The sequence below is a fragment of the Rhodoferax sp. BAB1 genome (assembly GCF_013334205.1).
In the GTDB taxonomy this organism is placed as follows: Bacteria; Pseudomonadota; Gammaproteobacteria; order Burkholderiales; family Burkholderiaceae_C; genus Hylemonella.
Genome location: NZ_CP054424.1, coordinates 1,926,968 through 1,953,020 on the forward strand (window position 1 = coordinate 1,926,968; position 26,053 = coordinate 1,953,020).

Below are 26,053 nucleotides of genomic sequence, written 5' to 3' on the forward strand. Positions count from 1 at the left end.
ATACCCCCTCATCAGATGACCGCCAGCGTCGCCCTGCACCCTCATCGGCACCCCTATCAATTCGGTGCCGGCATCGGCCTGCTGGCTCTTTCGATACCGCTGATGCTGGTCTTGCTGCGTCAGGATGTTTCGGCAACACTTGCCAGCACCTGGTTGCCGCATTGGCATATCGCGGCCGACCTGATCACGGTGCTGGTCGCCCTGTTGATCTTCATCACCGGCTACCGCGCCATCCTGTCTCCCCGCAAGGGCGCCGTGGTCTGGCTGGGCGTCGGTTTCCTCGGCGTCGCATTGCTCGGGTTCCTGAACGTGGCCAGCCATGCCGATCTGGCCGAAGACCTCGAGCCCGCGGCCAGGCAAGCCTCGCTCGGCTTCGGCCTGGCTGCCCGGCTGGTGGCCGCAGTCGTCCTGCTGGTCTACGCCGCACTACCCGCCGTGCCCGACGTGAGCCGCACCCGCAAGCGCATGGCGGTCGGGATCGTGCTGGCGGGTGTCCTCCTTCCCGGCTACCTGGTGCTGACGCAGTCGGCCCTGCCGCCGGTCCTGCTCGACGGGCAGGACCGGCCGACCGCCCTCTACTGGAGTCTGCAGGTCGCCATCGTCATCCTGCACCTGAGCACCCTGTTCGTCTTCTGGCAACGTCGTTCGATGCTGGAACAGGAGTGCCTGATGGCCCTGATCTTTGCGGCGGCCCTGTCCGCCGTCGCAGGGCTGTTCTTCAGCCTTTCCATCGGCCTGTCGCACACCAGCCTGCATTCCGCAGGAAATGCCTACCAGGTGGCGGCTTATCTCTACCTGTTCCATGCGACCTTCAACGAAGCCCTGAGCCGCCCGATGCAGCGACTGGAGATGTTGTACCAGCGGGAGAATGCCACGCTCACGGCCGCCCCGGACGGCGTGATCTGGGTCGATCAGGAAGGCACCATCGTGCTGGCCAATCCGGCCATGCAGGTACTCAGCGCCTATCTCCCCAAGGAGCTCATCGGTCAGAACGTGTCCATCTTCCTGCCGCCCCACCTGCGCGAACGGCACGCGCAATCCATGCGCGACTTTTTCCATGCGCCACACAGCCGCGCCATGGGCATCATGGACCTCAGGCTCTACCGGCGCGATGGTTCCCTGCAGCCGGTGGATATCTCCCTGGGCTACTGGGAGGTGGACGGCAAGCCGCATGCGATTGCCTACCTGCGCGACCTGACCGAGCGCAAGAAGCTCGAGGAATCGCTGCGCTACCAGGCCACGCACGACGAGCTCACCGGCCTGCCCAACCGTTGGCTCTTCCAATTGCAGCTCCGGCAGGCGCTGTCACGGGCCGAACGCAGCCACCACCGGGTGGCGGTGCTCTTCATGGACCTGGACCACTTCAAGACGATCAACGACACCTTTGGCCACGCCGTCGGGGATGCCCTGCTGGTGCAGGCCAGCCGGCGCATCCACAGCCAGTTGCGAACCAGCGACACACTGGCACGCATGGGCGGGGATGAATTTTCCATCCTGCTGCCCGACCTCAACCATGCCGACGAAGCCGTCAGCGTGGCCCTCAAGATCCTCGCCTGCCTGCAGGACGCCTTTGACTTGCCGGACCAGCAGGTCTACAGCGGGGCCAGCATCGGGCTGGCCTACTACCCGGACGATGCACGCGACAGCGACACGCTGCTGCGTTATGCCGACATGGCCATGTACCAGGCCAAACAGGCCGGGCGCGGGGACTACGCCTGCTATTCGCTGGACATGGACCGCCGCACGCATGAGGACATGCTGCTGCACTCGCGGCTCAAGACCGCCCTGAGCGAGCAGTTGCTGAGCCTGCATTTCCAGCCCCAGGTCAATCTGCGCGATGGCCGGCTGGAGGGTGCCGAAGCCCTGCTGCGCTGACAGGATCCGGTGCTGGGTCGCGTCGGACCGGACCGCTTCATCCCGATCGCCGAGGCCACCGGGCTGATCCTGCCGCTGTCTGACTGGGTGCTGGAAACCGCGTGCCGCCAGATCGCCACCTGGCAGCATGCCGGTACGCCCATGCGCCTGTCCATCAACGTTTCGGCCCATCAGTTGCACCAGGGTCAGCTTACCGACAAGGTGCGCAGCGCGCTGGCCCGGCATGGCGCGCACGCCCGCTGGCTGGAACTTGAAATCACCGAGACCGTGGCCATGACCCAGCCGCGCCAGGCCCTGGATCAGCTGCTGGCCCTGGTGGAACTGGGCTGCAGCATCTCGCTGGACGACTTCGGCACAGGCTACTCCTCGCTCGCCTACCTCAAGGCCCTGCCGGTGAGCAAGATCAAGATCGACCAGAGCTTCGTGCAGGACATCACCGACGACCCGGACGACGACGTCATCGTGCAGACCATCATCGGCATGGCGCACAACCTCGGGCTGGCTGTCATCGCCGAAGGTGTCGAGACAGAAGCCCAGCGCGACCGCCTGGCGCTTTATGGCTGCACCACCTGCCAGGGCTACCTCTTTCACCGCCCCATGCCATTGCCGGCGTTCGAGTCGTTGCTGCAGCGGCATTTCCAGACACCAGAACAAGCCAGTCACCAGGAGACAAGACCATGAACCAGTTCAAGATATCCACCCGGCTGACGCTGCTCATCGGCCTGATGTCGCTCATATTGATCGGCATCGGACTGCTGGGCCTGTTCGGCATCAGCCAATCCAATGCGGGGCTCAAGACGGTGTATGAGGATCGCACCATCCCCCTGGGACAGGTCGCAGACATCGAGCGCTTGCTGCTGCGCAATCGGCTGGCCATTGCGGTTTCGATCGTGACCCCGACGCCCGAAACCATCCAGGCCAACACGGCCGAGATCGAAGCCAATATTGCAGCCATCACCAAGACCTGGGATGACTTTATGGCAACGACCCTGACGGCCGAAGAGGGAAAAATCGCCAGGCAATTTGCCGATGATCGTGGCCGGTTCGTGCGGGAAGGCCTGCGGCCGGCCGTGGCCGCGCTGCACGCCAACGACGTCGAAGGCGTCAAGCAGATCGTGACCGACAAGATCCGTCCGCTGTACGAACCGGTCGGGGCCGGCATCGCGGCCCTGAAAAAACTGCAACTCGACGTCGCCCAGGCGGAATACGCTACCGCAGATGCGCGCTACCAGATGATCCGCATCGTGTCGATCAGCGCCATCACGGCCGGTCTCCTGTTCTCCGTGCTGTTCGGCATGGTCCTGGTGCGCGGCATCTCGCGCGCACTGGACGAGGCCATTGCCGCGGCCGACGCTGTGTCGCAAGGCAACCTGGGCCACCGCTTCCAGGTACGGGGCCAGGACGAAGTAGCGAAACTGCTGAGAGCGCTCTCGGCCATGCAGGACAGCCTGGTCAAGGTGGTCAGCACCGTGCGCTCCGGTTCGGAATCCGTGGCCACCGCCAGCGCCCAGATCGCCCAGGGCAACCAGGACCTGAGCGCGCGCACCGAGAGCCAGGCCAGCGCGCTGGAAGAGACTGCTGCCTCGATGGAAGAGCTGGGCTCCACCGTCAAGCAGAACGCCGACAACGCGCGCCAGGCCAACCAGCTGGCCCAGAGCGCCAGCACCGTGGCCGTCAAGGGTGGCGAGGTGGTGGCCCAGGTGGTGGACACCATGAAGGGCATCAACGATTCGAGCAAGAAGATCGCCGACATCATCAGCGTGATCGACGGCATCGCCTTCCAGACCAACATCCTGGCCTTGAACGCCGCGGTGGAAGCCGCGCGGGCCGGTGAACAGGGCCGCGGGTTTGCCGTGGTGGCCAGCGAGGTGCGCAGCCTGGCGGGCCGCAGTGCCGATGCCGCCAAGGAGATCAAGACCCTCATCACCGATAGCGTGGAGCGGGTGGAACAGGGCACGGCCCTGGTAGACCAGGCCGGTGCCACCATGCAGGAAGTGGTGAGCAGCATCCGCCGCGTGACCGACATCATGGGTGAGATCAGCGCCGCCAGCACCGAGCAGAGCGCAGGCGTGGCCCAGATCGGCGAGGCCGTGGTGCAGATGGACCAGGCCACGCAGCAGAACGCCGCGCTGGTGGAGGAGATGGCCGCCGCCGCAGGCAGCCTGAACAGCCAGGCCCAGGAACTGGTGCAGACCGTGGCCGTGTTCCAGCTGGCGCAAGGTCCGGTGGCACTCCAGGGCACCCGGCCTTCCCATGCGCCAGTGGCCCTTGCCCCCAATCCCGCCCGGGGCAACACCAGGGCAGTGGACACCCGACCATCCCCGCGGCCCCTGCCCTCCTTCTCCACCGCGACGAAAACCGGGGTGATGAAAATCGAAACCACCGCCCCGGCCGCAACAGCCCCCCGGAAGCCTGTCCACCCAGGCCAGGACGACTGGGAGTCCTTCTGAGCCAGCTGCGGCAGGGCCGCCAGGGTGCGCAATTTCTCTCGATGTTGTGAACCATTTCCGCAGGGTTCACGAGCCTTGCTCCCGGCATCCGCCCCTGGCGATATCATATGCATGCATACCTTGGACACCCGCCTTGCATACCGATACCCAGTACTTCACCAAGGCTGTCACCGAACTGGGCAGGGTACGGCCCGTCGTCACCACGCAGCCCATCTACAACGCCAAGGGCATCAAGATCATCGAACAGGGTGTGGCCATCAACCCGGGTCTGTACGACCGCCTGATGGAACACCGCTTGTCGGCGCCCATCGAGGACTCCGTCTCGAGCCTGCCCACGGTGAATGGCCATGTCCTGCGCAAAGGCATGGAGGAGATGGCTGCGCAAACGCCATTTTTCGCCCGGATGCTGGAGGACAGCGACACCCGAAACGTCCTGTTCGATATCGTCGAGCGCATCCATCTGCCGGATCCCATCGCTTTCCAGCTCACGATGGCCTGCGAGATACGCCCCTCGCTGTACCAGCATCTGCTGAGCACCACGCTCACGGCGTGCTGGCTGGCGGCCGCCAGCGGCATGTCCCGCCTGCAGCTCCGGGTCGCGGCCACGGCGGGGCTGCTGCACGATATCGGCATGCTGCATCTGGACCCCCGCCTGCTGGAGTACAAGGTCGGCATCGACCGCAGCCAGCACCGGCAACTCGTTTCCCACCCGATGGTGTCCAGTGCGCTGATCGAGCGGCACAAGGAATACCCCAGGGAGGTGGTCCAGGCCGTGCTGGAACACCATGAATTCCTGGACGGTTCAGGTTATCCGCGCAACCTGCGCGAAGACGGCATCAGCCCTTGCGGCAAGCTCATGGCCCTGACCGAACTGGTGACCGGCGCTTTTGCGCCCGGCCGCGAAGTTCCGGAACTGCGTCTGTCCATCCTGCTGCGCATGAACACGCATCGTTATGACGCAGGCCTGTCGGAAAAGATCATCGCCCTGCTCAGGCCGCAGAACGAATCGGTTGAATCGATCACCCTGCTGGAGGACCCGATCCGCTGCCTGCTGGAAATACAAGCGGTACTGACCGCCTGGCCCGAAGACAGGATTGCATCCTCCCAACTGGTCGAGGAGCACAAGAAGATACTGATCCCGATCGCCGCGCAGGCTGCGCAGCTCAGCCGCACGCTGGCCCGTGCCGGCGCGGCCCCGGAACAGCTCGAGCAACTGGGCAAGGATGCCCTGGATCAGCATCTGCAGGCCGAACTGACCCTGCTGGCCAGCGAGGCCGCCTGGCAACTGCGCGCCCTGGCCCGGCAGGTCAGGCGCCACTGGCGCACCGAAGCGGATGACGCCACCGAGCAGAAGCTGCACGACTGGCTGGCCAGCGTGGATGCCGCCGTCTCACGCACGACCCGGGAATACAGCAGCGACGATGCCTGAGCAGCCACGGCCTGTTCGCACTTGAGAAATCAGTGTGAACAGGCCTTTCTGTATCAGAGCAGCGCTTCGCGCGTGATGCCGCGACGCGCCAGGTGGCGCTTGAGCTTGAACAGGGCCTCGTTCTGTACCTGGCGCACGCGTTCGCGTGTCAGGCCCAGGCGCTGGCTCAGCACGTCCAGGGTCTCGGGTTCGCGGTCGTGCAGGCCGTAGCGCCCTTCCAGCACCTCGCGCTCGCGCTCGGACAGGCTCAGCAGCCAGTCTTCGAGCAGGCGCTCCACCTCGTGCGCCTGGGTGATGCCGCTGGGATCGATGGCCAGTTCGTCGACCACGGTATCCCCCAGCGTCTGCTCGCCCTCGTTGCGCTCCAGCGTGGCGTCGAGCGAACGTGGTGTCTCGGCCAGGGCCAGCAGTTCGGCCACCTCGTGGATATCGCGCCCCAGGAAGTCCGCCACATCCTCGACCCGCACGCCGTCCGGGCGACGCGCCACGAACACGGGATCGTTCTCGAGTTCGCGGCGTGCGCGCAGCACCTGCTGCAGTTCACGCACCACATTGACCGGCAGGCGGATCACCCGCCCCTGCTGCATCAGCGCGCGTTCCACCGCCTGGCGTATCCACCAGGTGGCATAGGTGGAGAAGCGGAAACCGCGCTCGGGTTCGAACTTCTCGATCGCGTGCATCAGGCCGAGGTTGCCTTCCTCGATCAGGTCCGACAGCGGCACACCGCGCCCCAGGTAGAGCTTGGCGATGCTGACCACCAGGCGCAGGTTGTGCTCGATCATGCTCTGGCGCGCGGCAAAGTCACCAGCGCGCGCGCGCATGGCGGTCTCGTATTCCTGCTGGGGCGTGAAGAGCTCGGTGCGCCGTACCTGGCGCAGGTAGGAGGTCAGCGCATCGCCGGACTCGCCTGCGAACTCGGCTGCAACGGCCGGGGCAGCGTCGGCTTCAGGCGCGACGGGCAGCGGTGCGCCATCGTCCAGCAACTGTGGTTCAGGGCGCGTGGTTGGCTGGCCGTAGGGGGAGCGTCTGGGCATGGCGGGTCCTCACGGCGTCCACGCTGCCTAACGCGGCGGCAGGTATTTGAGCGGATCGACCGGCTTGCCCTGGCGCCGCACCTCGAAGTGCAGCTTCACGCGGTCGGCATCGCTGTTGCCCATTTCGGCGATCTTCTGCCCCTTGCGCACGGCCTGGTCTTCCTTGACCAGCAGCGACTTGTTGTGGGCATAGGCCGTCAGGTAGGTGTTGTTGTGCTTGAGGATGATGAGGTTGCCATAACCCCGCAGGCCGGCCCCGACATACACGACACGGCCATCAGCCGCGGCCAGCACCGGTTCACCCGCCGCACCGCCCAGGTCCAGGCCCTTGTTCTTCACCTCGTCGAAACCGGCCAGCACCGGGCCGGGCACCGGCCAGATCCAGCTCAGGCCGGATTCTGCCGCGGCGGCGGCCGCCGCGGGCTCGGCCGCCGCCGTTGCCGCCGGCCGGGCCGCTGCACTCGATGCCTGGCCAGGCTGCACCTGGGTGGACGCGATGCTGGACGATCCGATGGGCCGGGTCACGACCCCGCCGTTTTCGGTCGCCGCCACGGCGCCCGCCACGACGGGCGCGGTGACCCGCAGCACCTGACCGACCTCGATCTGGTTGGGCTGCGCCAGGTTGTTCCAGGCAGCGATGTCTTTCCAGTTCTGCCCGGTTTCCAGCCCGATGCGGATCAGCGTCTCGCCGGGCTTGACGGTGTAGTAACCGACCTTGCCCGCGTTCTCGAAACCCGGCGGCTGCTTGACCGCCACGGTGTTGGGGTCCATCACCGGCCGGGACACGGAGGTGCGCCGCTCCTCCACGGGGGCGCTGCTCGGGCCAGTGCCGCAGGCTGCCAGCACGAACGTGCCCGCCAGCAGCAAACCCAAGAGCCCGGCTCGTCGAGAATTAACCGTCATAGATGATTCCTTCATGCGATGCCCGATTTTAGGGGGACAAAGTGCACCGCCTCAAGCAAGGTGTGTTGCACGCCGCTGGCGGTCTTGTCCAGGACCAGCAAGGCCTGGCCTGCGCCTGCAGCACGGGCCACCGGCGCCACCAGGCGACCGCCCACGGCGAGCTGCTCGATCCAGGCCGGTGGCACGGCCTCGCCGCCCGCCGCCGCGATGATGCCGGCATAAGGCGCGCCCTGGGCAAAACCGGCCATGCCGTCTCCGAAGAGCAGGTGCACATTGGGCAATCGCAGGGTCCGCAGGTTCTCGCGCGCCTTCTCGTGCAGACCGCGCAGGCGCTCGATGCTGTAGACCTCTTTCACCAGCAGGCTCAGCACGGCGGCCTGGTAGCCGCAGCCGGTGCCGATCTCCAGCACGCGGCCCATGGTCGCGGTGCGGCCGGCCAGCAGCAGTTCTGCCATGCGCGCCACCACATTGGGCTTGGAGATGGTCTGGCCCAGTCCGATGGGCAGGCTGGTGTCCTCGTAGGCCTGGGTGGCCAGCGCCGTGTCGACGAAACGATGCCGCTCCACACGCCCCATGGCCTCGAGCACGCGCACATCCTTGATGCCCTGGGCCGCCAGCTTCTGCACCATGGCCAGGCGCACCGCCTGCGAATCCAGGCCCAGGCCCTGGGGGGTGAGGGCCGCGGGCTGCGGGCGGGGCCGTTCCCCCGCCGCGGGGGCCAACATCGCGCCACTGCGCGGCGCGACCGGCGCCACCGTGCGTGCGGCACGCGCCGGGGTCTCGGCCGGCCGGTCCAGCCGCGCCGGAAAACCTGGGCGCGGACGCGGGTTCATGCACGCCCCTTGGTGGCGAGTTGCGCCATGGACTGCGCCCAGTAACCCAGGCGCTCGTGGTCGCAGAGGTCGACCTTGAGCGGTGTCACCGTGACATGGCCCAGGGCGGTGGCGTGGAAGTCGGTGCCCTCGCTCTCGTCCAGGGCCGGCCCGGCCGCGCCGATCCAGTACATGGTCTCGCCACGCGGACTGGTCTGGGTGATGACGGCTTCAGCCGCATGGCGCCGCCCCAGGCGGCAGACCTTGGCAGGCTTGAGCGCCTCCAGCGGCAAGCAGGGGATGTTGACGTTGAGCAGCCAGGGCTGGGTGCCCACCATCTTCTGGGCCAGCATCTGCTGCACCAGTTCACGCGCCCGCGCCGCGGCGGCGTCCAGATGCTTCCAGCCCTTCTCGGTCTGGGAGAAGGCGATGGCCGGAATGCCGAAGAGGTAACCCTCCATGGCCGCGCCCACGGTGCCCGAGTAGATGGTGTCGTCGCCCATATTGGCGCCGTTGTTGATGCCCGAGACCACCAGGTCGGGCCGGTAGCCCAGCAGGCCGGTCAGCGCGATGTGCACGCAGTCGGCGGGTGTGCCGTTGACGTAGCGGAAACCATTGGCCGCGCGGTGCACGTACAGCGGCGAATGCAGGGTGAGCGCATTGGATTTGGCACTGTTGTTGTGCTCGGGCGCCACCACCTCGACGTCGGCCACGTCTTTCAGCGCCTCGTAGAGCGCCACGATGCCGGGCGCCTGGTAGCCATCGTCGTTGGAGATCAGGATTTTCATGGTTGGCATGTCTGCGCCCATTGTAGGTGGCCGGCCTGTCCGTCTTGACTTGCGTCACGCGTGGGACAAGAGGGAAAACCACCTTGCACGTATCATGCCCGACGCGTTTGAGCACTTCACAGGAGACACTGTATGCACGCATGGTTATGCACGGACCCCAGCGGGGTCGACGCCCTCGAATGGAAGGAGCTCCCCACGCCGCAGCCCGGTCCCGGACAGGTGCTGATCGCCATCCAGGCCGCCAGCCTGAACTTCCCCGACCTGCTCATCGTGCACAACAAGTACCAGATCAAGCCGCCCCTGCCCTTCGTGCCGGGTGCCGAATATGCGGGCGTGGTCGAAGCCCTGGGCGTAGGCGTCACGAACCTGCAGGTCGGCCAGCACGTGGCCTGCCTCTCGGGCACCGGCGGCTTCGGCACCCACACCCTGGCGCCGGCCGCCCTGTGCCTGCCGCTGCCCGCCGGCTTCCCCTTCACCGATGCTGCGGCTTTCATCATGACCTACGCCACCTCGCACCATGCGCTGGTCGACCGGGCCCAGTTGAAAGCCGGCGAGACGGTGCTGGTGCTGGGCGCGGCCGGCGGCGTGGGCACGGCCGCCATCCAGATCGCCAAGGCCATGGGTGCGCGGGTGATCGCGGCGGCCTCCAGCGATGACAAGTGCGCCTTGTGCAAGACCATCGGTGCCGACGCGACCATCAACTACAGCACGCAGGACCTGCGCGAACAGCTCAAGGCCCTGACCGGCGGCAAGGGCCCCGACGTGATCTACGACCCCGTGGGCGGCGACCTGGCCGAGCCGGCCCTGCGCTCCATCGCCTGGCGCGGCCGTTACCTCGTAGTGGGTTTTGCGGCCGGCCCCATCCCGGCCCTGCCCTTCAACCTGCCCCTGCTCAAGGGCGCTTCCATCGTGGGCGTGTTCTGGGGCGACTTCGCCAAGCGCGAGCCACAGGCCAACGCGACCATGATGATGGCCCTGGCCCAGTGGTACGGCCAGGGGAAGATCAAGCCCGTGCTTGACAGCACCCTGCCCATGGCCCAGCTCAAGGCCGCCTACGCGCGCATGGGGGCGCGTGACGTCAAGGGCAAGCTGGTCATGGTGAACTGAGCCCCAGGAACGGCCCGAAAACAAAAATGCCCGCTGATGCGGGCATTTTTTTATCTGGGGTGGCTGATGGGACTCGAACCCACGACGACAGGAATCACAATCCTGGACTCTACCAACTGAGCTACAGCCACCGTGAGTCCGAAATTATACCCCGAGTCGTCGGTCAGGACGCGCCGCCGGCGCCAGGCGCCGTGGCGGCCGGACGCGGCACCTTGATCTGCACCTTGAGGCGTTGCTGCAGCAGCTCGTAATAGGCCTGGCCCTCGGCCTGCATCCACCACTGGGCGTACTGGGCGCGGTCCTGGCGCTGCGCATCGGCGGCGGGGGCAGCACGCTCCACCCGCTTGTTGATGCGGGCCACGACATACCCCTGGGCACCGAGGTCCACACCGACCCATGCCGGCAACTGGGCCGTATCGGCACGCAGCACGGCATCGACCACGGCAGCCGCCTGGTTCTGCGTCTGGTCGCGCGAGACGATCTGGGCAGCGCCGACGCTGGCAGTCGCCGGGCTGGCCTTCCAGGCCGCCAGTTTCTGCTGGCCTTCCAGGCGGGCCAGTTCGGCGGCACGCGCCTGCACGACACGTTCGCGCACGACCTGGCGCACCTCGGCCAGCGGCAGGGTGCGCGCCGGCGTGTGGCGGGTGATGCGTGCCGCCGCCAGCTGGCTGGGGGCGATCTCCACCGCTTCGGTGTTGCGCTTGTTGTTCACGCTGTCGTCGCTGAAAACGGCCTCCAGCAACTTGGGGCTGGCCAGCACGCCCCGGGCGCCGGGCAGCGGCTGGCGACCCAGGCCGCTGGCGGTCTGGATCTCGATCTTGAGCTTGTCGGCCACGGGCTTGAGGCTGTCGGACTGCTCGTAGACGCCGTTGGTGAAGACTTCGGCGGCTTCGGCATAACGGGCACGCGCCTGCTGGTTCTTCAGGTCTTCCTCCAGGCTGGTCCGCAACTCGGCAAAACTCTTCTGCTTGGACGCCTTGATGTCGGTGACGCGGATGACGTGGAAGCCGAAGTCGGATTCGACCACGTCGCTGATCTCGCCCTTCTTCAGGGCAAAGGCCGCGTCCTCGAAAGGCTTGACCATGGCGCCGCGCGAGAAGAAGTCGAGGTCGCCGCCGTTGGGGGCCGAACCCGGGTCCTGCGAGTGTTTGCGCGCCAGCTGGGCAAAGCTGTCGGGCGCCTTGCGCGCCTGGGCCAGCAGCTCCTGCGCGAGCTCGCGCGCCTTCTGACGCTCGGCCGCCGGCGCATCCTTGGCCACGGAGATCAGGATGTGGCTGGCACGGCGCTCCTCGGGGCCGCTCAGGCGCGTGGCGTTCTGCTCGTAATAGCTGCGCACGTCCTGCTCGTTGAGCTTGATCGTCTTGCGCACGGCATCGATGTCGAGCACGATGTATTCGATGCTGGCCTGCTCGGGCGCCTGGAACAGGGCCTGGTTGGCCTGGTAGAAAGCTTCGAGCTCGGCGTCCGTGGGCTTGACGCGTGCCGCGAAATCCGCGGTGGCAAAACGTGCCAGCTGCACTTCGCGCCGCTCGAAATAGGCATTCAGCGCCAGATCCGCCGGCACGGCCTGGATGAAGGCGGTCTGGGCCACGCCAGCCTGCACCTGGCGTGCCGCCAGATCGCTGCGCATGCGGGCTTCGAACATCTCGGGGCTCATGCCCTGGCGTGCGAGCAGTTGGCGATAGCGTTCCATGTCCAGCGTGCCATCGGGGCGACGCAGCTCGGCAATGGCGGGAATGGCTTGCAGTTCGCGCGCCAGGCGCGCGTCGCTGGTGCCCAGGTGGGCCGCCTGCGCGGCCTGCACCAGCACACGCTCGCGTACCAGGCGCTCCAGCGTGGCGTAGCGTGCCTGATCGGAATCGAGCAGCTTGGCATCGATGGTGGGCATGAGCTGACGCACGCGCTCGGCTTCGTCGCGGTGCGCCGCGTCCCATTCGCCACGCGTGATCTCGGCGCTGCCGACCCGGGCCACGGTCCGGTCCTTCTCGAGGAACTGGTTGTAGCCTTCGACCCCGACCAGCACAAATGACGGCACGATCAGGAGGACCAGGACCAGCATCAGAATATTTTTGTGCTTGCGTACGCTATCAAACATGAAAACGCTCTCCGGCTAAAAAAACAAAAAGGCGAACACATCGTTCGCCTTTGCCTGGGTTGGTGGGTGCTGACGGGGTCGAACCGCCGACCTACTCCGTGTAAAGGAGCCGCTCTGCCAACTGAGCTAAGCACCCCACCGAAACAGGTCAGGTCAGTTCAGTGCGTCCTTCAGGGCTTTGCCCGGACGGAACTTCGGCACCTTGGCGGCCTTGATTTTAATCGCTGCGCCGGTGCGGGGATTGCGACCGGTACGGGCAGCACGCTTGCCGACGGCGAAAGTGCCAAAACCCACGAGAGAAACAGAACCACCCTTTTTCAGCGTGGTCTTGACGGCACCAATGGTGGACTCCAGTGCGCGGGTAGCGGCGGCCTTGGAAATGTCGGCATGCTTGGCGATGTGCTCGATCAGTTCGGTTTTGTTCACAAATATCCCCTTGTATGGAAACTGCGTTGGTCAGTGTGTCTTGTCAGAAATTTTGGCTTGCCGGTCCGGTCGGGTACACCGGACTCGGGTGGCTGGGCCTGCAGCTTGCACTGCTGCATGCGATTAGAGCGAGGGATGTTACCCGTGTCAACATGGCATGCGGCATTACAACAGCGCGGGGGCGAATTCTAGACACATTTTTCACGCTGCCGCCCACCGGGTTTCATAAATAAATTTTTCCAGTCCGTCCCGTGCGATTTTTCGTCCAGGCGAAAAAAATTCACACGACAGACTGTAATTGTTGCTCACCCGCACAAACGCAGTGCCCCACATCAGCGCGCCGGCCGCACCACCAGACTGACCCCCACCGCGGTGAGCACCGTGCCGGTGATGGTGAGCAAGGTGATCGGCTCGGCAAACAGCAGCCAGGCCATCAGGGCCGTGGTCGGGGGAACCAGGTACAGCAGGCTCGTCACGCTGGTGGCCGCGCCGCGTTGTATCAAAAGGTACAGGAGCGAGCTGCCCCCCAGCGTCAGCCCCAGCACCGACCAGGCCATGGCGGCCACCAGTTCCCAGTTCACGCCACCCGTGGTCGCCGTCCAGTACAGGGTTTCGGTTTCGAACAGGGCCAGCGGCAGCGTGACCACGAGTGCCGCGATCAGTTGCACGGCATTGGCGCTGCGCACATCACAAGGCGCAACAAAGTGTTTCTGGTACAGCGTGCCGATGGTGATGCTCAACAGGGCCAGCACGGCCAGCGAGAGGTTGAGCAGGTCGGCTTCGCCGCCCTGCCCGAACTTGCGCGCCACAACCAGCGCCAGCCCGGCGAAACCCAGCATCAGGCCTGCCCACTGGCGCCCCGTGACCGAGGAGCCGCGCGCCGACAGCCAGATGGCGGTGAGCACGGGTTGCAGGCCGACGACCAGGGCCACCAGGCCCGAGCCCATGCCGGCCTTCACGGCAGCCCAGACCCCCCCGAGATAACCCGCATGCATGAGCACCCCCGACACCGACAGGTGCAGCCACTGCTGGCGCGTGGCGGGCCAGGCCACGCCAGCCAGCAGGATCCAGGGCAGGAAACAGAGGATGGACAGCACGTAGCGCCAGGACAGGAAACCCAGCGGCGGTGCATGGGGCATGCCGTAACGCGCCACGATGAAACCCGTGCTCCAGATCAGCACGAAGACCAGGGGCATGGCCCGCAGCAGGGCCTCACTGTCGCTGCGGTGACTCATCGCATCCAGCCTTCATTTCACGCGGGCACGGATTTCCGGCAGGGCTTTCTGCAGGTAATAGACCATGGACCAGACCGTCAGCACGGCGGCGATCCAGATCAGGCCGGTACCCCACAGATGGGTGTCGATCAGGCCGAACAGCGAGCCATCGAACAGCAGGAAGGGAATGGCCACCATCTGCACCGTGGTCTTGACCTTGCCCAGCATGTGCACGGCCACGCTGCGCGAGGCGCCGATCTGCGCCATCCATTCGCGCAGGGCCGAGATGGCGATCTCGCGGCCGATGATGATGAGCCCCACAAAGACATCAGCGCGTTGCAGATGCACCAGCACCAGCAGGCTGGCGCAGACCAGGAACTTGTCGGCCACCGGGTCGAGAAAGGCGCCAAAGGAGGAAATCTGGTTGAGCTTGCGCGCGAGATAACCGTCGAGCCAGTCGGTCAGGGCGAACACCACGAACATCACGGTGGCGATCAGGTTGCGCGTGACCGGCTCCAGCGGCAGGTAGAACACCCCCACGATCAGGGGAATCGCGACGATGCGCGTCCAGGTCATGAGGGTGGGGATGGTGAAAAACATGGACCTGATTGTGGCATGGCCTGCAGACCCGCCCGCGATCGCTCGGCGCCTCAGTGCAAGGCGCGGTAGATGGCCTCGGCCAGTTCGTGCGAAATGCCGTCCACGGAAGCCAGGTCCTCGACACTGGCGGAGGCCACGCCGCGCACACCGCCAAAGCGCTGCAGCAGCCTGGCGCGACGCTTCGGACCGACACCCGGGATCTCCTCGATCTTGCTGCCACCGGTGCGAACCTTGGCACGTGCCGCACGCATGCCGGTGATGGCAAAACGGTGCGCCTCATCGCGGATCTGCGCCACCAGCATCAGCGCCGCCGAGTCCTTGCCCAGCCAGACCTTCTCGCGCCCGTCGGCAAACACCAGCTCCTCCAGGCCGACCTTGCGGCCCTCGCCCTTTTCCACACCGACAATGAGCCCGAGGTCCAGGCCCAGCTGCTCGAAGACCTCGCGCGCCATCGCCACCTGGCCCTTGCCGCCGTCGACCAGCACCAGGTCGGGCAGGCGGTCGGTGCCCTCGGTGGCCATGCCCCCCTCGCCTGCACCGCCTTCACGCAGGGCCTGGGCCAGGCGCGCGTAACGGCGCGTCAGCACCTGGCGCATGGCGGCGTAGTCGTCGCCCGGGGTGATGCCGTCGATCTTGTAGCGCCGGTACTCGCTGTTCTGCATCTTGTGGTGGTGGAACACCACGCAGGAGGCCTGGGTGGACTCGCCCGCCGTGTGCGAGATGTCGAAGCATTCAATGCGCAATTCGTCCAGGCTGTCCTGCGGCAGGGCCAGTGCCTCGGCCAGGGCGCGCGTGCGCGCCTGTTGCGAGCCTTCCTCGGCCAGCAATCGCGCCAACTGCAGGGCGGCATTGGTCTGCGCCATCTCCAGCCAGCTGCGGCGCAACTCGCGCGGCTGGTGCACGGCCCGGATCCGGATGCCGGCCTGCTCCGACAGGGCATCGATCAGGCCCTTGCCCACCGGCTCGCTGGTGATCAGCGTGGGCACGGCCGGCACCTCAACATAGTGCTGCGCGATGAAGGCCTCCAGCACCTGCACCTCGACCGGCACGGTGGCGCTGTCCTCCTCGCTGGCCAGCAGGGCGGCGTCCTCCACGTGCACTGGGAAATAGGCACGGTCGCCCAGGTGGCGGCCGCCGCGCACCATGGCCAGGTTCACGCAGGCGCGCCCGCCCTGCACCTTGACGGCCAGGATGTCGACATCGCGGTCGTCCACGTTGTCCATGGATTGCTGGTGCAGCACATTGGAGAGGGCGGCCACCTGGTCGCGCAGCTCGGCCGCCTGCTCGAACTCCAGGCGTTCGGAATGCGCCTGCATGCGGCCCTCGAGTTGCTGCAGCACCTGCTGCGTCTCGCCACGCAGAAAGCCTTCTGCATGCGCCACATCCTGCGCATAGGCCTCGGGGCTGACCAGGCCCACGCAGGGGCCGGAGCAGCGCTTGATCTGGTACAGCAGACAGGGCCGGGTGCGGTTGGCAAACACCGTGTCCTCGCAGGTGCGCAGGCGGAACACCTTCTGCAGCAGGAGGATGCCCTCCTTCACGGCCCAGGCGCTCGGGTAGGGCCCGAAGTAGTGGTTCTTTTTCTCCACCGCGCCGCGGTAATAGGCCACGCGCGACCAGGCAGCCGCGCTGCGTGCGGCTGCCTGGTCTGCGACCTTATCTGGAACGGTGATCTTGAGATAGGGGTAGCTCTTGTCGTCGCGGAACAGGATGTTGTAACGCGGGTGCTGGGTCTTGATCAGGTTGTTTTCCAGCAGCAGGGCCTCGGCCTCGGAACGCACCACCGTGGTCTCCAGGCGCACGATCTTGCCCACCATGTGGCCGATGCGCGTGCCGTCATGGCTCTTCTGAAAGTAGCTGGACACGCGCTTCTTCAGGTTGCGCGCCTTGCCCACATAGAGCAGGCCACCCTCGGCGTCGAAATAGCGGTAGACACCTGGCAGCGAAGGCAGTGCCGCCACCTCGTTCAGCAGGGATTCCGAATGAACGTCCGTCATGAGGGGCCTACAGGGGCTCAGGCGTGATCGCCTGCGCGTAGTCGGACAAATCGGCCAGGATCTGCTCGCCGCGCGCATCCGCCGTCTGCGCGCAGGTGTCCAGCGCGGCCAGGAACTCATCCACCGAGCGGGCGCCGTTCTCGCCTTCGAGCAGGCGCGCCGCCCGGTGCGCCTGCCAGCGCTGCACCTCTTCGGCGCTCAGGGTCTCGGCAAAATTGCGTGCACGGTAGCGGAACAGCAGTTCGCCGAGCCGGTGGTCGTCAAAGCCGGTGCGTCGCTGGGCCAGCTCGGCGGGATCGAGCGCGCGCAGCTGGTTCAGCCGCCGCCGATCCGCATTGCCGACGAAGCCGCCATAGAGGTCTTCGTCCACGTCGGGAGCCGCTTCCTCGGGGCGCTGATACACCTGCGGCCAGATGGCGCTCATATCGGGCAGGTCGCGCGCGCGCTCAGCGTTGCGCAGCGCCGCATCCATGTCCACCCCCCACCTGGCGGCCATCTCATCGCTCAGGGTTTTCAGATTGCGCACCACCATGGGCGATTTGTTGAGGTGCACCGACTTGAGCGGCAGGCGCTGCACGCCTTCGGGCAGCTCGGCTGTCTTGCTGAACAGCCGCAGGCGCAGCGTCGCCACGTCGAGCTCGGCCAGTTCGCCGGGGTCATGCGCCAGGTCCCAGGCCAGCAGTTCGTTCTTGTTGCTCGGGTGGGTCGCCAGCGGCCACATGATGGCGAGGCAGCCGCGTTCGGGCGGGAACATGCCCGACACATGCAAGAAGGGCTGGGCCGCCTGCGCGCTGGTGGGCAGACCCAGCTCGGCCGCCACCCGGTCCTTCTTGTGCAGGCCCAGGCAGAAATCGAACAGCTTGGGCTGCGCGGCGCGTATCAGCCGCGCCAGGGCGATGGTGGCGCGCACGTCCGACAAGGCATCGTGCGCGGACTCGTGCAGCAGGCCATTGGCGCGCGCCAGGTCTTCGAGCTTGAAGCTGGGCTTGCCGTCTTCTTTCAAAGGCCACTGGATGCCCTGGGGCCGCAGCGCGTAGGCCATGCGTACGACGTCGAGCAGGTCCCAGCGGCCGCAATCGTTCTGCCATTCGCGTGCATAGGGGTCCATCAGGTTGCGCCAGAGCATGAAGCGCGTGACCTCGTCGTCGAACCGGATGGTGTTGTAGCCCACACCGATGGTGCCCGGCTGGGCCAGCAGCTGCTCGATTTGCGCAGCAAAGGCGTGCTCGGGCAGGCCGCGCGCCAGGCACTGCTGGGGGGTAATGCCGGTGATCAGGCACGAGGCGGGGTCGGGCAGATAGTCGTTGGCGGGCTGGCAGTAGATCATCACCGGCTCGCCCACTTCGTTCAGCTCGGCATCGGTGCGGATGCCGGCAAACTGCGCCGGCCGGTCACGGCGCGGGCTCAGGCCGAAGGTCTCGTAGTCGTGCCAGAGAAAAGTGTGATTCGGGCTCATCGCGTGATTGTGCCCCGCGCTCCGGGCGCCAGCCGAGGCACAATCCCGGACATGACGCCCCCGCCCGCATCTACCCTGCGCTGGGACATTTTCTGCAAGGTCATCGACAACCATGGCGATCTCGGCGTCTGCTGGCGGCTGGCCCGCCAACTCGCGGGCTGCGGCCATGCCGTACGCCTGTGGGTGGACGATGCCGGCGCGCTGACGTGGATGGCGCCGCAAGGCTGCCCTGGTGTCGAAGTGCGCCCCTGGGCCGAGCCGCTGGACTTGGCCCAGCTGGTGCCGGGCGACGTGCTGATCGAGGCCTTCGGCTGCGACATCCCGGAGGCCTTCGTCGCGCTGTACGTGCAATGGCGCGCCGCCGATGACCGGCCCGCCCGCTGGGTCAACCTGGAATACCTCTCGGCCGAGGACTATGTGGAGCGCAGCCATGGCCTGCCCTCCCCCATCATGCACGGCCCGGGCCGGGGCCTCACCAGGCGTTTTTTCTATCCCGGCTTCACGCCGCGCACCGGTGGCCTGCTGCGCGAGCCCGACCTGCTGCAACGCCAGGCCCGCTTCGACCGCGCTGCCTGGCTGGCCCGGCACGGCATTCGCCTGCAGCCAGGCACCCGACAGGTCTCGCTGTTCTGCTACGAACCCGCCGCCCTGCCCGACTTGCTGGCCCAGCTGGCCGGGCAGCCGGTGCAGTTGCTGGTCACCGCCGGCCGCGCCACGGCCGCGGTACAGGCCTGCGCGCGCCCGGCCGGCCTGGCGCTGCATTTCCTGCCTTACCTGACGCAGGACGACTACGATCACCTGCTGTGGGCCTGCGACCTGAACTTCGTGCGCGGCGAGGATTCGCTCGTGCGGGCCCTGTGGGCCGGCAAACCCCTGGTCTGGCACATCTACCCGCAGCACGACGACGCCCACCACGCCAAGCTGGAAGCCTGGCTGGACTGGCTGGAGGCGCCGGCCTCGCTGCGCGCCTTCCACCACACCTGGAACGGCGTGGACACCGGCCCGCTGCCGGTACCGGAGCTGGAGGACTGGAGCGCCAGGACCCTCCAGGCGCGCCAGTTGCTGCTCGCCGAACGCGACTTGCTCGTCCAACTGCTTGAATTTGTGGCACACGTCCACAGATAGCCTGCAACGGCCTGAAAAAACGTTAAAATTCAAGGCTTTGCGGAAACCGCTTCGGTTCGACCTGACGGATTTCCCTTCCCTGCCGCACGAACACCGGTTTACTCGGGGCAACAAGCGGCCAACCGAATCAGCATTACGGAAACACTATGAAGATCGCTCAGGAAATTCGCGCCGGCAACGTCATCATGCACGGCAAGGACCCGATGGTCGTGCTCAAGACCGAATACAGCCGTGGTGGCCGCAATTCCGCCACCGTGCGCATGAAGCTCAAGAGCCTGATCGCCAACTTCGGCACCGAAGTCGTGTTCAAGGCCGACGACAAGATGGACCAGGTCATCCTGGACAAGAAAGACTGCACCTATTCCTACTTCGCCGACCCGATGTACGTCTGCATGGATGCCGACTACAACCAGTACGAAGTCGAAGCCGAGAACATGGGCGACGCCCTGAACTACCTGGAAGACGGCATGGCGGTCGAAGTGGTGTTCTACGACGGCAAGGCCATCTCGGTGGAACTGCCCACCAGCGTCGAGCGCGAAATCACCTGGACCGAACCCGCCGTCAAGGGCGACACCTCGGGCAAGGTGCTCAAGCCGGCCAAGATCGCCACCGGTTTCGAAGTGCCCGTGCCGCTGTTCGTGAGCCAGGGCGACAAGGTGGAAATCGACACCCGCACCGGCGAATACCGCAAGCGCGTCTGAGTCTTTTTGTCTCTGACCTCACAAGGCTCCCTCGGGAGCCTTTTGTTTTTGGTGCCCGATTCGGTGTAGGCTATCTGCATGAACGAAGTTGAGACCACGACCAGCGCCATCGGCCCGGGTACCGGCGGCGAACCATCGCGCCTGGCCCTGCGCCGCGTGCTGATCGACACCTACCACGAGAACGTGGCCTATATGCACCGCGACTGCGAGGTCTACCGGGCCGAGGGTTTCAAGGCCCTGTCCAAGGTCGAGGTGCGCACCAACGGCCACAGCATCCTGGCCACGCTCAATGTGGTCGACGACGCATCCATCGTGGCCTGCGGCGAACTCGGCCTGTCCAAGGCGGCGTTCGAACAACTCGCCGTACTGAACGGGCACACCGTCACGGTCGCCCAGGCCGAACCACCGGAATCCATCGGCGCCCTGCACCGCAAGCTGGCCGGCGAACGCCTGGGGCTGGATGACTTCCGCGCCATCGTGCGCGACATCACCGAGCACCATTACTCCAAGATCGAACTCACGGCCTTTGTCGTCGCCGCCAACCGCGACGAGCTCGACCGCGAGGAGGTGCTTTTCCTGACCGAGGCCATGGTCGAAGCCGGGCACCGGCTCGACTGGCAGGAGCCGCTGGTGGTGGACAAGCACTGCATCGGCGGCATTCCGGGCAACCGCACCTCCATGCTGGTGGTGCCCATCGTGGCGGCGCACGGCATGCTCTGCCCCAAGACCTCCTCGCGCGCCATCACCTCGCCAGCCGGCACCGCCGACACCATGGAGGTGCTGGCCGAGGTGGAACTGCCGGTCGAGCAATTGCAGCAGATCGTGCACCAGCACCGCGGCTGCCTGGCCTGGGGCGGCACGGCCAACCTGTCGCCGGCCGACGACGTGCTGATCTCGGTCGAGCGGCCGCTGGCGCTGGACTCGCCGGGACAGATGGTGGCTTCCATCCTGTCCAAGAAGATCGCTGCCGGCTCCAGCCATCTGGTGCTGGACATCCCCATCGGCCCCACGGCCAAGGTGCGTTCCATGCCCGAGGCGCAGCGCCTGCGCCGCCTCTTCGAGTACGTGGCACGGCGCATGAAACTCTCGCTGGACGTGGTCATCACCGACGGCCGCCAGCCCATCGGCTTTGGCATCGGTCCGGTGCTGGAAGCGCGCGACGTGATGCGTGTGCTGCAGAACGACCCGCGCGCCCCCATGGACCTGCGTCAGAAGGCCTTGCGCCTGGCCGGCCGCATGCTGGAGGCCGACCCCGACGTGCGCGGCGGCGACGGTTTTGCCATCGCCCGCGACATCCTGGACTCGGGCCGTGCCCTGAAGAAGATGAACGACCTCATCGAAGCCCAGGGCAGCCGCCATTTCGACCATGGCCACCCGCAGCTGGGCCGGCTCAGCTTCGAGATCCGCGCGCATGGCACCGGTGTGGTCAGCGGCATCGACAACCTGCAGCTGGCCCGCATCGCCCGCTTTGCCGGCGCACCGAAAGTGAAGGAAGCCGGCGTCGACCTTTGCGCCAAACTCGGTGACGAGGTGCAGGACGGCGACGTGCTCTACCGCGTGCACGCCAGCTACCCGGCCGACCTGGAGTTCGCGCGCCAGGCCTGCGCACGCTCCAGTGGCTACCGCATCGGCCGGGCCGAGGACGTGCCGCACGTGTTCGTGGAGTTCTGAGCATGCTTCCTGCCCTGCTGCTGCACTTTGAAGATGAGACTGAGAGCGCCGCGCGCATCGCCGCCGCAGCCGGCATCCCGTATGCCGGCATCGCTCGCCACCGTTTTCCCGATGGCGAACTCAAGCTGCGCCTGCCGGCCACGTTGCCAGCGCACGTGGTGCTCTTGCGTACGCTGGCCCAGCCCAATGAAAAACTGGTCGAGCTGCTGCTGGCCGCGCGGACGGCCCGCACGCTGGGCGCCACACGACTGACTCTGGTCGCCCCCTATCTGGCCTATATGCGGCAGGACATCGCCTTCACGCCCGGCGAAGCCGTGAGCCAGCGCATCGTCGGCCGCTTCCTGGCCGACCTGTTCGACGCCGTCGTCACAGTGGACCCGCACCTGCACCGCGTCGCCACCCTCGAAGAAGCCGTGCCGGTGCCACGCACTGTGGTGCTCAGTGGCGCCCCCCTGCTGGCCGACCTGATTGCGCGGGAGCGCCCGGGCGCGTTGCTGATCGGCCCCGACGAGGAATCGGCCCAGTGGGTGGCGCAGGCCGCCACGCGCCATGGCTTCACGCATGCGGTCTGCCGCAAGGTACGCCATGGTGACCGCCATGTGGAGATCGTCCTGCCCGATATCGACGTACGCCAGCGCCAGGTAGTGCTGCTCGACGACGTGGCCAGCAGCGGCCACACCCTGGCCCAGGCCGCGCGCGGCCTGCTGGCCGCCGGTGCCGCCTCGGTCGACGTAGCCGTCACCCATGCTCTCTTCGCCGGCGATGCCGGACCCCTGCTCTGGGACGCCGGCATCCGCCAGGTCTGGAGCACGGACTGCATCAGCCACCCCAGCAATGCGGTGAGCATGGCCCCGGCCATCGCCGCCTCCCTCCAGTGAGCAAGCCATGAAAACCCCGCACGATCTCAGCACCCGCACCCTGGCCGATGCCTGGGCCGACCTCAAGGCCCATGCCGACGCCGGCATTCCCCTGCAGGCCGACGCCTACCGCCTGGCTTTTGCCGACCCCGAATTCCTGCTGCGCCGCGAGACCCGCGGCATCCGTTTCCAGCTCGAAATGCTCAAGCCCGACCTGGAGCAGCAGGAGCAGGGCGTGACCAACACCATCGTGGTGTTCGGCAGCGCCCGTTTTGCCTCGCCCGAAGAAGCCCAGCGGCGGCAGGCGGCGGCGCGACAGAGCGGCGATGCCCAGGCCCTGGCGCGTGCCGAACGCGATGTGCGCAATGCCCGGCACTACGACCAGGCCCGCCAGTTCGGCCGCCTGGTGGCCGAACACAGCGCCCGGCTGCCGCAGGAGGAGCGGCTCTATATCTGCACCGGCGGCGGCCCCGGCATCATGGAAGCGGCCAACCGTGGCGCGCACGAGGCCGGCGCCCTCAACGTGGGCCTGAACATCGCCCTGCCGCACGAGCAGTCGGGCAACCCCTACATCTCGCCCAGCCTGTGCTTCAAGTTTCACTACTTCGCCCTGCGCAAGATGCACTTCATGATGCGCGCCAAGGCGCTGGTGGCCTTTCCCGGAGGTTTCGGCACGCTCGATGAACTGTTCGAGATCCTCACGCTGGTGCAGACCGGCAAGTCCGAGCCGGTGCCCGTGGTGCTCCATGGCAGCAATTTCTGGAAGCGGCTGATCAACTTCGACCTGCTGATCGAGGAAGGCGTGATCTCGCCCGAGGACACCGAACTGTTCAGCTTCGTCGATACGCCTGAGGATGCCTGGGAGGCTATCCAGTCGTTTTATCGGCTGGAGGAAGGGGCGGCCTGAGCGACCAGGCCAGGCGGCTGCCGCCGCCTACGACCGCGCCCACCACCCAGAACACCAGCGACACCCCCACCACGGCCCCGATGCTGCCGAAGAGCAGCGGCATGGCCACGCTGGAACCGTTGAGCGACATCAGGCGCAGGCCCAGCGCCTCGCCATGCCGGTCGGCCGGTGTGATCTGGTGCAGGGTGCTCATGATCATGGGCTGCACGGACCCCAGCACCAGACCCAGCAGCACCGAGCACACGCCCATGCCCAGGGCGTTGGGCATGAAGGGGTAGATACCGAACAGCAGGGCCGTGGCCAGCATGGCCCCGCTGATGACCAGCCACTCGCGCAGATGCTCAGCCAGCCAGGGCATGGCCAGGCGCACCAGCGTGGCGGCCAGCGCAAAGGAACCCAGCAGCATGCCGATGGTGGACGCGCTGTAGCCGCGCTCGTGACCCAGCACCGGCAACACAAAGGTGTGCACGTCCCAGCAGGACGAGAGAAACCAGTTCACCAGCAGCAGGCGACGCATCATGGGGTCGCGCAGCAGGTCCCAGGCACGGCGTTTGCCCTGCTCGGCCGGTGTGGCAGGCGATGGCAGGTCCGGCGTGCGCCGCACCCACCACCAGGTCAGCAGCGGCAGCAAGGCCATCAGCAGGAAAGCGATGCGGTAGCCGTTCAGGTCGCCCGCCTCACCACCCAGCCAGACGCCGGCATGGTCGATCAGCAGGCCGGCGGTCAGCGGCCCCAGGAAGTTGGACGTGGCCGGCCCGATGGACAGCCAGCTGAACATCTGCTTGAGCTCTGTGGCGTCACGCGCCGCGCTGCCCACGTGGCGCTGCAGCGCAATCGATGCCGCACCCGTGGCGCCGCCGCTGAGCAACGCCGCCAGGCAAAGCATGGGAAACACGGGAAACAGGGCGGCGAGTGCCGTACCCGTCGTCGCGGCGATCACGCTGAAGGCGATGGGCCGGCGCAGGCCGTGGCGGTCGGCATACCGCCCCGCCGGCAGGGCCAGAAAAACCTGGGTCAGGGCGAACAGGGCCATCAGCACACCCACCGCCATCGCGCTGTAGCCCTGCTTGAGCGCCAGCAGCGGCGCGGCCATGCGCAGGCCCGCCATGCAGGCGTGCAGGCAGATGTGGCCGGCAATCAGGCGCGCCAGGACAAAGCGTGGCGCAGCACTCGTGGCGTTCACCCCTCGTCAGCCTCTTTGTCCACCGGCAGCAGGGCCTGCGCCTGCGCTTCCGGCAGGGCCTCGACCTGGCGCAGTGCGCGCCCCATGGCCCGGCTGCGCGTCTCGGCGCTGTTCAGGGTATTGAGCACGGTCTCGGTCTGCGACTTCACCTTGGCCAGCACGTCGCCGAACTTGCCGAACTCGGTCTTGACCGCACCCAGCACCTGCCAGACCTCGCTGGAGCGCTTCTCCAGCGCCAGCGTGCGAAAACCCATCTGCAGGGAACTGAGCATGGCCAGCAGCGTGGTCGGGCCGGCCAGGGTGATACGGTGCTCGCGCTGCAGTGCCTCCATCAGGCCGGGGCGGCGCAACACCTCGGCGTACAGGCCTTCGGTCGGCAGGAAGAGGATGGCAAAGTCCGTGGTGTAGGGCGGCTCGATGTACTTCTCTGCGATGGACTTGGCCTCCAGCCGGATGCGCGCTTCCAGCGCCTTGGCAGCTGCTTCTGCGGCCAGCACATCGGCGCGCTGCTGGGCGTCGAGCAGGCGTTCGTAGTCCTCGTTCGGGAACTTGGCATCGATGGGCAGCCACAAGGGCGAGCCATCGTCGGACTTGCCCGGCAGCTTGATGGCAAAGTCCACCACGTTCTTGCTGCCCGGGCGCGTGGCGATCTGGGCGGCGTATTGATCGGGCACGAAGACCTGCTCCAGCAGGCCGGCTAGCTGGGCCTCGCCGAACATGCCACGGGTCTTGACGTTGGTCAGCAGGTGCTTGAGGTCGCCCACGCCGGCCGCCAGGGTCTGCATCTCGCCCAGGCCCTTGTGCACCTGCTCCAGGCGCTCGGCCACCTGCTTGAAGCTCTCGCCCAGGCGCGCGTGCAAGGTGGTCTGCAATTTCTCGTCCACCGTGGCGCGCATCTCGTCGAGCTTGGCGATATTGGTCTGCTGCAGCTGGGCCAGCTGGGCCTCCAGCGTGGCGCGCACCTCGGACATGCGCCGCGCGTTCGATTCGCTCAGGTTGGAGAGCTGCAGCGTCAGCGTGTCGGAGAGGGTCTTCTGCAACAGGGCCAGTTGCTGGCCGAAGGCATCGATCTGCGTGTTCTGCGTGCGCGTGGCCTCGGCCCCCTGTTGCACCAGGGTCTGCTGGAAGGTGGCCAGGTTTTGCGTCAGCTCCAGCCGGCTGCTGCGGGCCGACTCGCTGATCTCCTGGCGCAAGTCGCGCGCCAGCCGTTCGCTGCCGGCCTGCAACTCGGCGCGCAGCAACTCGCCCGCCTGCGCCGACTTCGTGTCCTCGCGACGCAGCACGAGGGCCAGCAACAGCACCAGATTCAAGACGCCCAGCGCCAGCAGGGCCCAGACCACAACAGGGTTCACACCGTTTTCCTCCAGGCCGCTATTGTGATTCATGCGCGGGCGTCATGAAGACCCGCACACCGCGGGGACAA

Annotated in this window: 22 protein-coding genes and 2 tRNA genes; 10 read left to right on the plus strand and 14 right to left on the minus strand. The window is 66.6% G+C overall.

From position 1 onward, the window contains the following. Positions 1-15: 15 nt before the first annotated feature. From HTY51_RS09235 to HTY51_RS09250, 4 genes are all read left to right on the plus strand, one after another. Positions 16-1,875 carry a diguanylate cyclase domain-containing protein gene (locus tag HTY51_RS09235; RefSeq protein WP_174252471.1) on the plus strand — a complete coding sequence of 620 codons (1,860 nt, stop codon included), beginning with the start codon at positions 16-18 and terminating at the stop codon, positions 1,873-1,875. 9 nt (positions 1,876-1,884) lie between these two features. Continuing rightward, positions 1,885-2,556 carry an EAL domain-containing protein gene (locus tag HTY51_RS09240; protein WP_174252472.1) on the plus strand — a complete coding sequence of 224 codons (672 nt, stop codon included), beginning with the start codon at positions 1,885-1,887 and terminating at the stop codon, positions 2,554-2,556. Next, complete coding sequence (locus HTY51_RS09245; RefSeq protein WP_174252473.1) at positions 2,553-4,325, plus strand: methyl-accepting chemotaxis protein; 1,773 nt, start codon at positions 2,553-2,555, stop codon at positions 4,323-4,325. Before HTY51_RS09240 ends, HTY51_RS09245 begins: the two co-directional genes overlap by 4 nt. Before the next feature lie 133 nt (positions 4,326-4,458). Then, a complete protein-coding gene (locus HTY51_RS09250; RefSeq protein WP_174252474.1) occupies positions 4,459-5,754 on the plus strand; it encodes an HD-GYP domain-containing protein in 1,296 nt (431 codons plus the stop codon). 53 nt (positions 5,755-5,807) lie between these two features. Here the strand turns inward: HTY51_RS09250 and HTY51_RS09255 are convergent, their stop codons facing one another. From HTY51_RS09255 to surE, 4 genes are read right to left on the minus strand one after another with little or no spacing between them, the layout of a single operon-like run. Next, positions 5,808-6,788, minus strand: coding sequence for a sigma-70 family RNA polymerase sigma factor (locus HTY51_RS09255; protein WP_174252475.1), 981 nt, complete (start codon positions 6,786-6,788; stop codon positions 5,808-5,810). Positions 6,789-6,815: 27 nt separating this feature from the next. Further along, positions 6,816-7,691, minus strand: coding sequence for a peptidoglycan DD-metalloendopeptidase family protein (locus tag HTY51_RS09260; RefSeq protein WP_174252476.1), 876 nt, complete (start codon positions 7,689-7,691; stop codon positions 6,816-6,818). Between the two features lie 11 nt (positions 7,692-7,702). Next, complete coding sequence (locus tag HTY51_RS09265; RefSeq protein WP_174252477.1) at positions 7,703-8,524, minus strand: protein-L-isoaspartate(D-aspartate) O-methyltransferase; 822 nt, start codon at positions 8,522-8,524, stop codon at positions 7,703-7,705. After that, positions 8,521-9,291, minus strand: coding sequence for a 5'/3'-nucleotidase SurE (gene surE / locus HTY51_RS09270; RefSeq protein ID WP_174252478.1), 771 nt, complete (start codon positions 9,289-9,291; stop codon positions 8,521-8,523). The genes HTY51_RS09265 and surE overlap by 4 nt, the downstream gene beginning before the upstream one ends. Before the next feature lie 132 nt (positions 9,292-9,423). Here surE and HTY51_RS09275 point away from each other — a divergent pair, with 132 nt between their 5' ends. After that, positions 9,424-10,398 (plus strand): NADPH:quinone oxidoreductase family protein, encoded by a 975-nt coding sequence (locus HTY51_RS09275; protein WP_174252479.1) that lies wholly within the window; start codon positions 9,424-9,426, stop codon positions 10,396-10,398. 55 nt (positions 10,399-10,453) lie between these two features. Here the strand turns inward: HTY51_RS09275 and HTY51_RS09280 are convergent. From HTY51_RS09280 to sbcB, 8 genes are all read right to left on the minus strand, one after another. Beyond that, positions 10,454-10,529 (minus strand) — tRNA-His (locus tag HTY51_RS09280). A 32-nt stretch (positions 10,530-10,561) separates the two neighbouring features. Then, on the minus strand, positions 10,562-12,493 hold the full coding sequence (locus HTY51_RS09285) for a SurA N-terminal domain-containing protein (RefSeq protein WP_174252480.1): 1,932 nt from the start codon (positions 12,491-12,493) through the stop codon (positions 10,562-10,564). 60 nt (positions 12,494-12,553) lie between these two features. Continuing rightward, a tRNA-Val gene (locus HTY51_RS09290) sits at positions 12,554-12,629 on the minus strand. Between the two features lie 17 nt (positions 12,630-12,646). Then, positions 12,647-12,919 carry an HU family DNA-binding protein gene (locus HTY51_RS09295; RefSeq protein WP_057675617.1) on the minus strand — a complete coding sequence of 91 codons (273 nt, stop codon included), beginning with the start codon at positions 12,917-12,919 and terminating at the stop codon, positions 12,647-12,649. Positions 12,920-13,251: 332 nt separating this feature from the next. Then, on the minus strand, positions 13,252-14,154 hold the full coding sequence (locus HTY51_RS09300; RefSeq protein ID WP_174252481.1) for a DMT family transporter: 903 nt from the start codon (positions 14,152-14,154) through the stop codon (positions 13,252-13,254). A 12-nt stretch (positions 14,155-14,166) separates the two neighbouring features. Further along, complete coding sequence (pgsA, locus tag HTY51_RS09305) at positions 14,167-14,733, minus strand: CDP-diacylglycerol--glycerol-3-phosphate 3-phosphatidyltransferase (RefSeq protein ID WP_174252482.1); 567 nt, start codon at positions 14,731-14,733, stop codon at positions 14,167-14,169. A 50-nt stretch (positions 14,734-14,783) separates the two neighbouring features. Continuing rightward, positions 14,784-16,730, minus strand: coding sequence for an excinuclease ABC subunit UvrC (gene uvrC / locus HTY51_RS09310; RefSeq protein WP_174252483.1), 1,947 nt, complete (start codon positions 16,728-16,730; stop codon positions 14,784-14,786). A gap of 7 nt (positions 16,731-16,737) precedes the next feature. Further along, positions 16,738-18,186 (minus strand): exodeoxyribonuclease I, encoded by a 1,449-nt coding sequence (gene sbcB / locus HTY51_RS09315; protein ID WP_174252484.1) that lies wholly within the window; start codon positions 18,184-18,186, stop codon positions 16,738-16,740. 51 nt (positions 18,187-18,237) lie between these two features. Between sbcB and earP the strand changes: the two genes are divergently transcribed. The 5 genes from earP (at position 18,238) to HTY51_RS09340 (ending at position 23,447) form a co-directional block, all read left to right on the plus strand. Beyond that, positions 18,238-19,311, plus strand: coding sequence for an elongation factor P maturation arginine rhamnosyltransferase EarP (gene earP, locus HTY51_RS09320; protein WP_174252485.1), 1,074 nt, complete (start codon positions 18,238-18,240; stop codon positions 19,309-19,311). 146 nt (positions 19,312-19,457) lie between these two features. Further along, complete coding sequence (efp, locus tag HTY51_RS09325; RefSeq protein WP_057675603.1) at positions 19,458-20,012, plus strand: elongation factor P; 555 nt, start codon at positions 19,458-19,460, stop codon at positions 20,010-20,012. Between the two features lie 78 nt (positions 20,013-20,090). Next, entirely contained in the window at positions 20,091-21,683 is a 1,593-nt protein-coding gene (locus tag HTY51_RS09330; protein WP_174252486.1) for a thymidine phosphorylase family protein, read from the plus strand. A 2-nt stretch (positions 21,684-21,685) separates the two neighbouring features. Next, positions 21,686-22,561: a ribose-phosphate diphosphokinase gene (locus HTY51_RS09335; RefSeq protein WP_174252487.1), complete on the plus strand. Its 876-nt coding sequence runs from the start codon at positions 21,686-21,688 to the stop codon at positions 22,559-22,561. A gap of 7 nt (positions 22,562-22,568) precedes the next feature. Beyond that, complete coding sequence (locus HTY51_RS09340) at positions 22,569-23,447, plus strand: TIGR00730 family Rossman fold protein (RefSeq protein WP_174252488.1); 879 nt, start codon at positions 22,569-22,571, stop codon at positions 23,445-23,447. On the opposite strand, the gene HTY51_RS09345 is transcribed toward HTY51_RS09340, so the two are convergent. Continuing rightward, positions 23,407-24,555: an MFS transporter gene (locus tag HTY51_RS09345; protein ID WP_174254223.1), complete on the minus strand. Its 1,149-nt coding sequence runs from the start codon at positions 24,553-24,555 to the stop codon at positions 23,407-23,409. The genes HTY51_RS09340 and HTY51_RS09345 overlap by 41 nt on opposite strands. A gap of 71 nt (positions 24,556-24,626) precedes the next feature. Then, positions 24,627-26,015 (minus strand): DNA recombination protein RmuC, encoded by a 1,389-nt coding sequence (rmuC, locus tag HTY51_RS09350; protein ID WP_174252489.1) that lies wholly within the window; start codon positions 26,013-26,015, stop codon positions 24,627-24,629. Between the last annotated feature and the right edge of the window lie 38 nt (positions 26,016-26,053).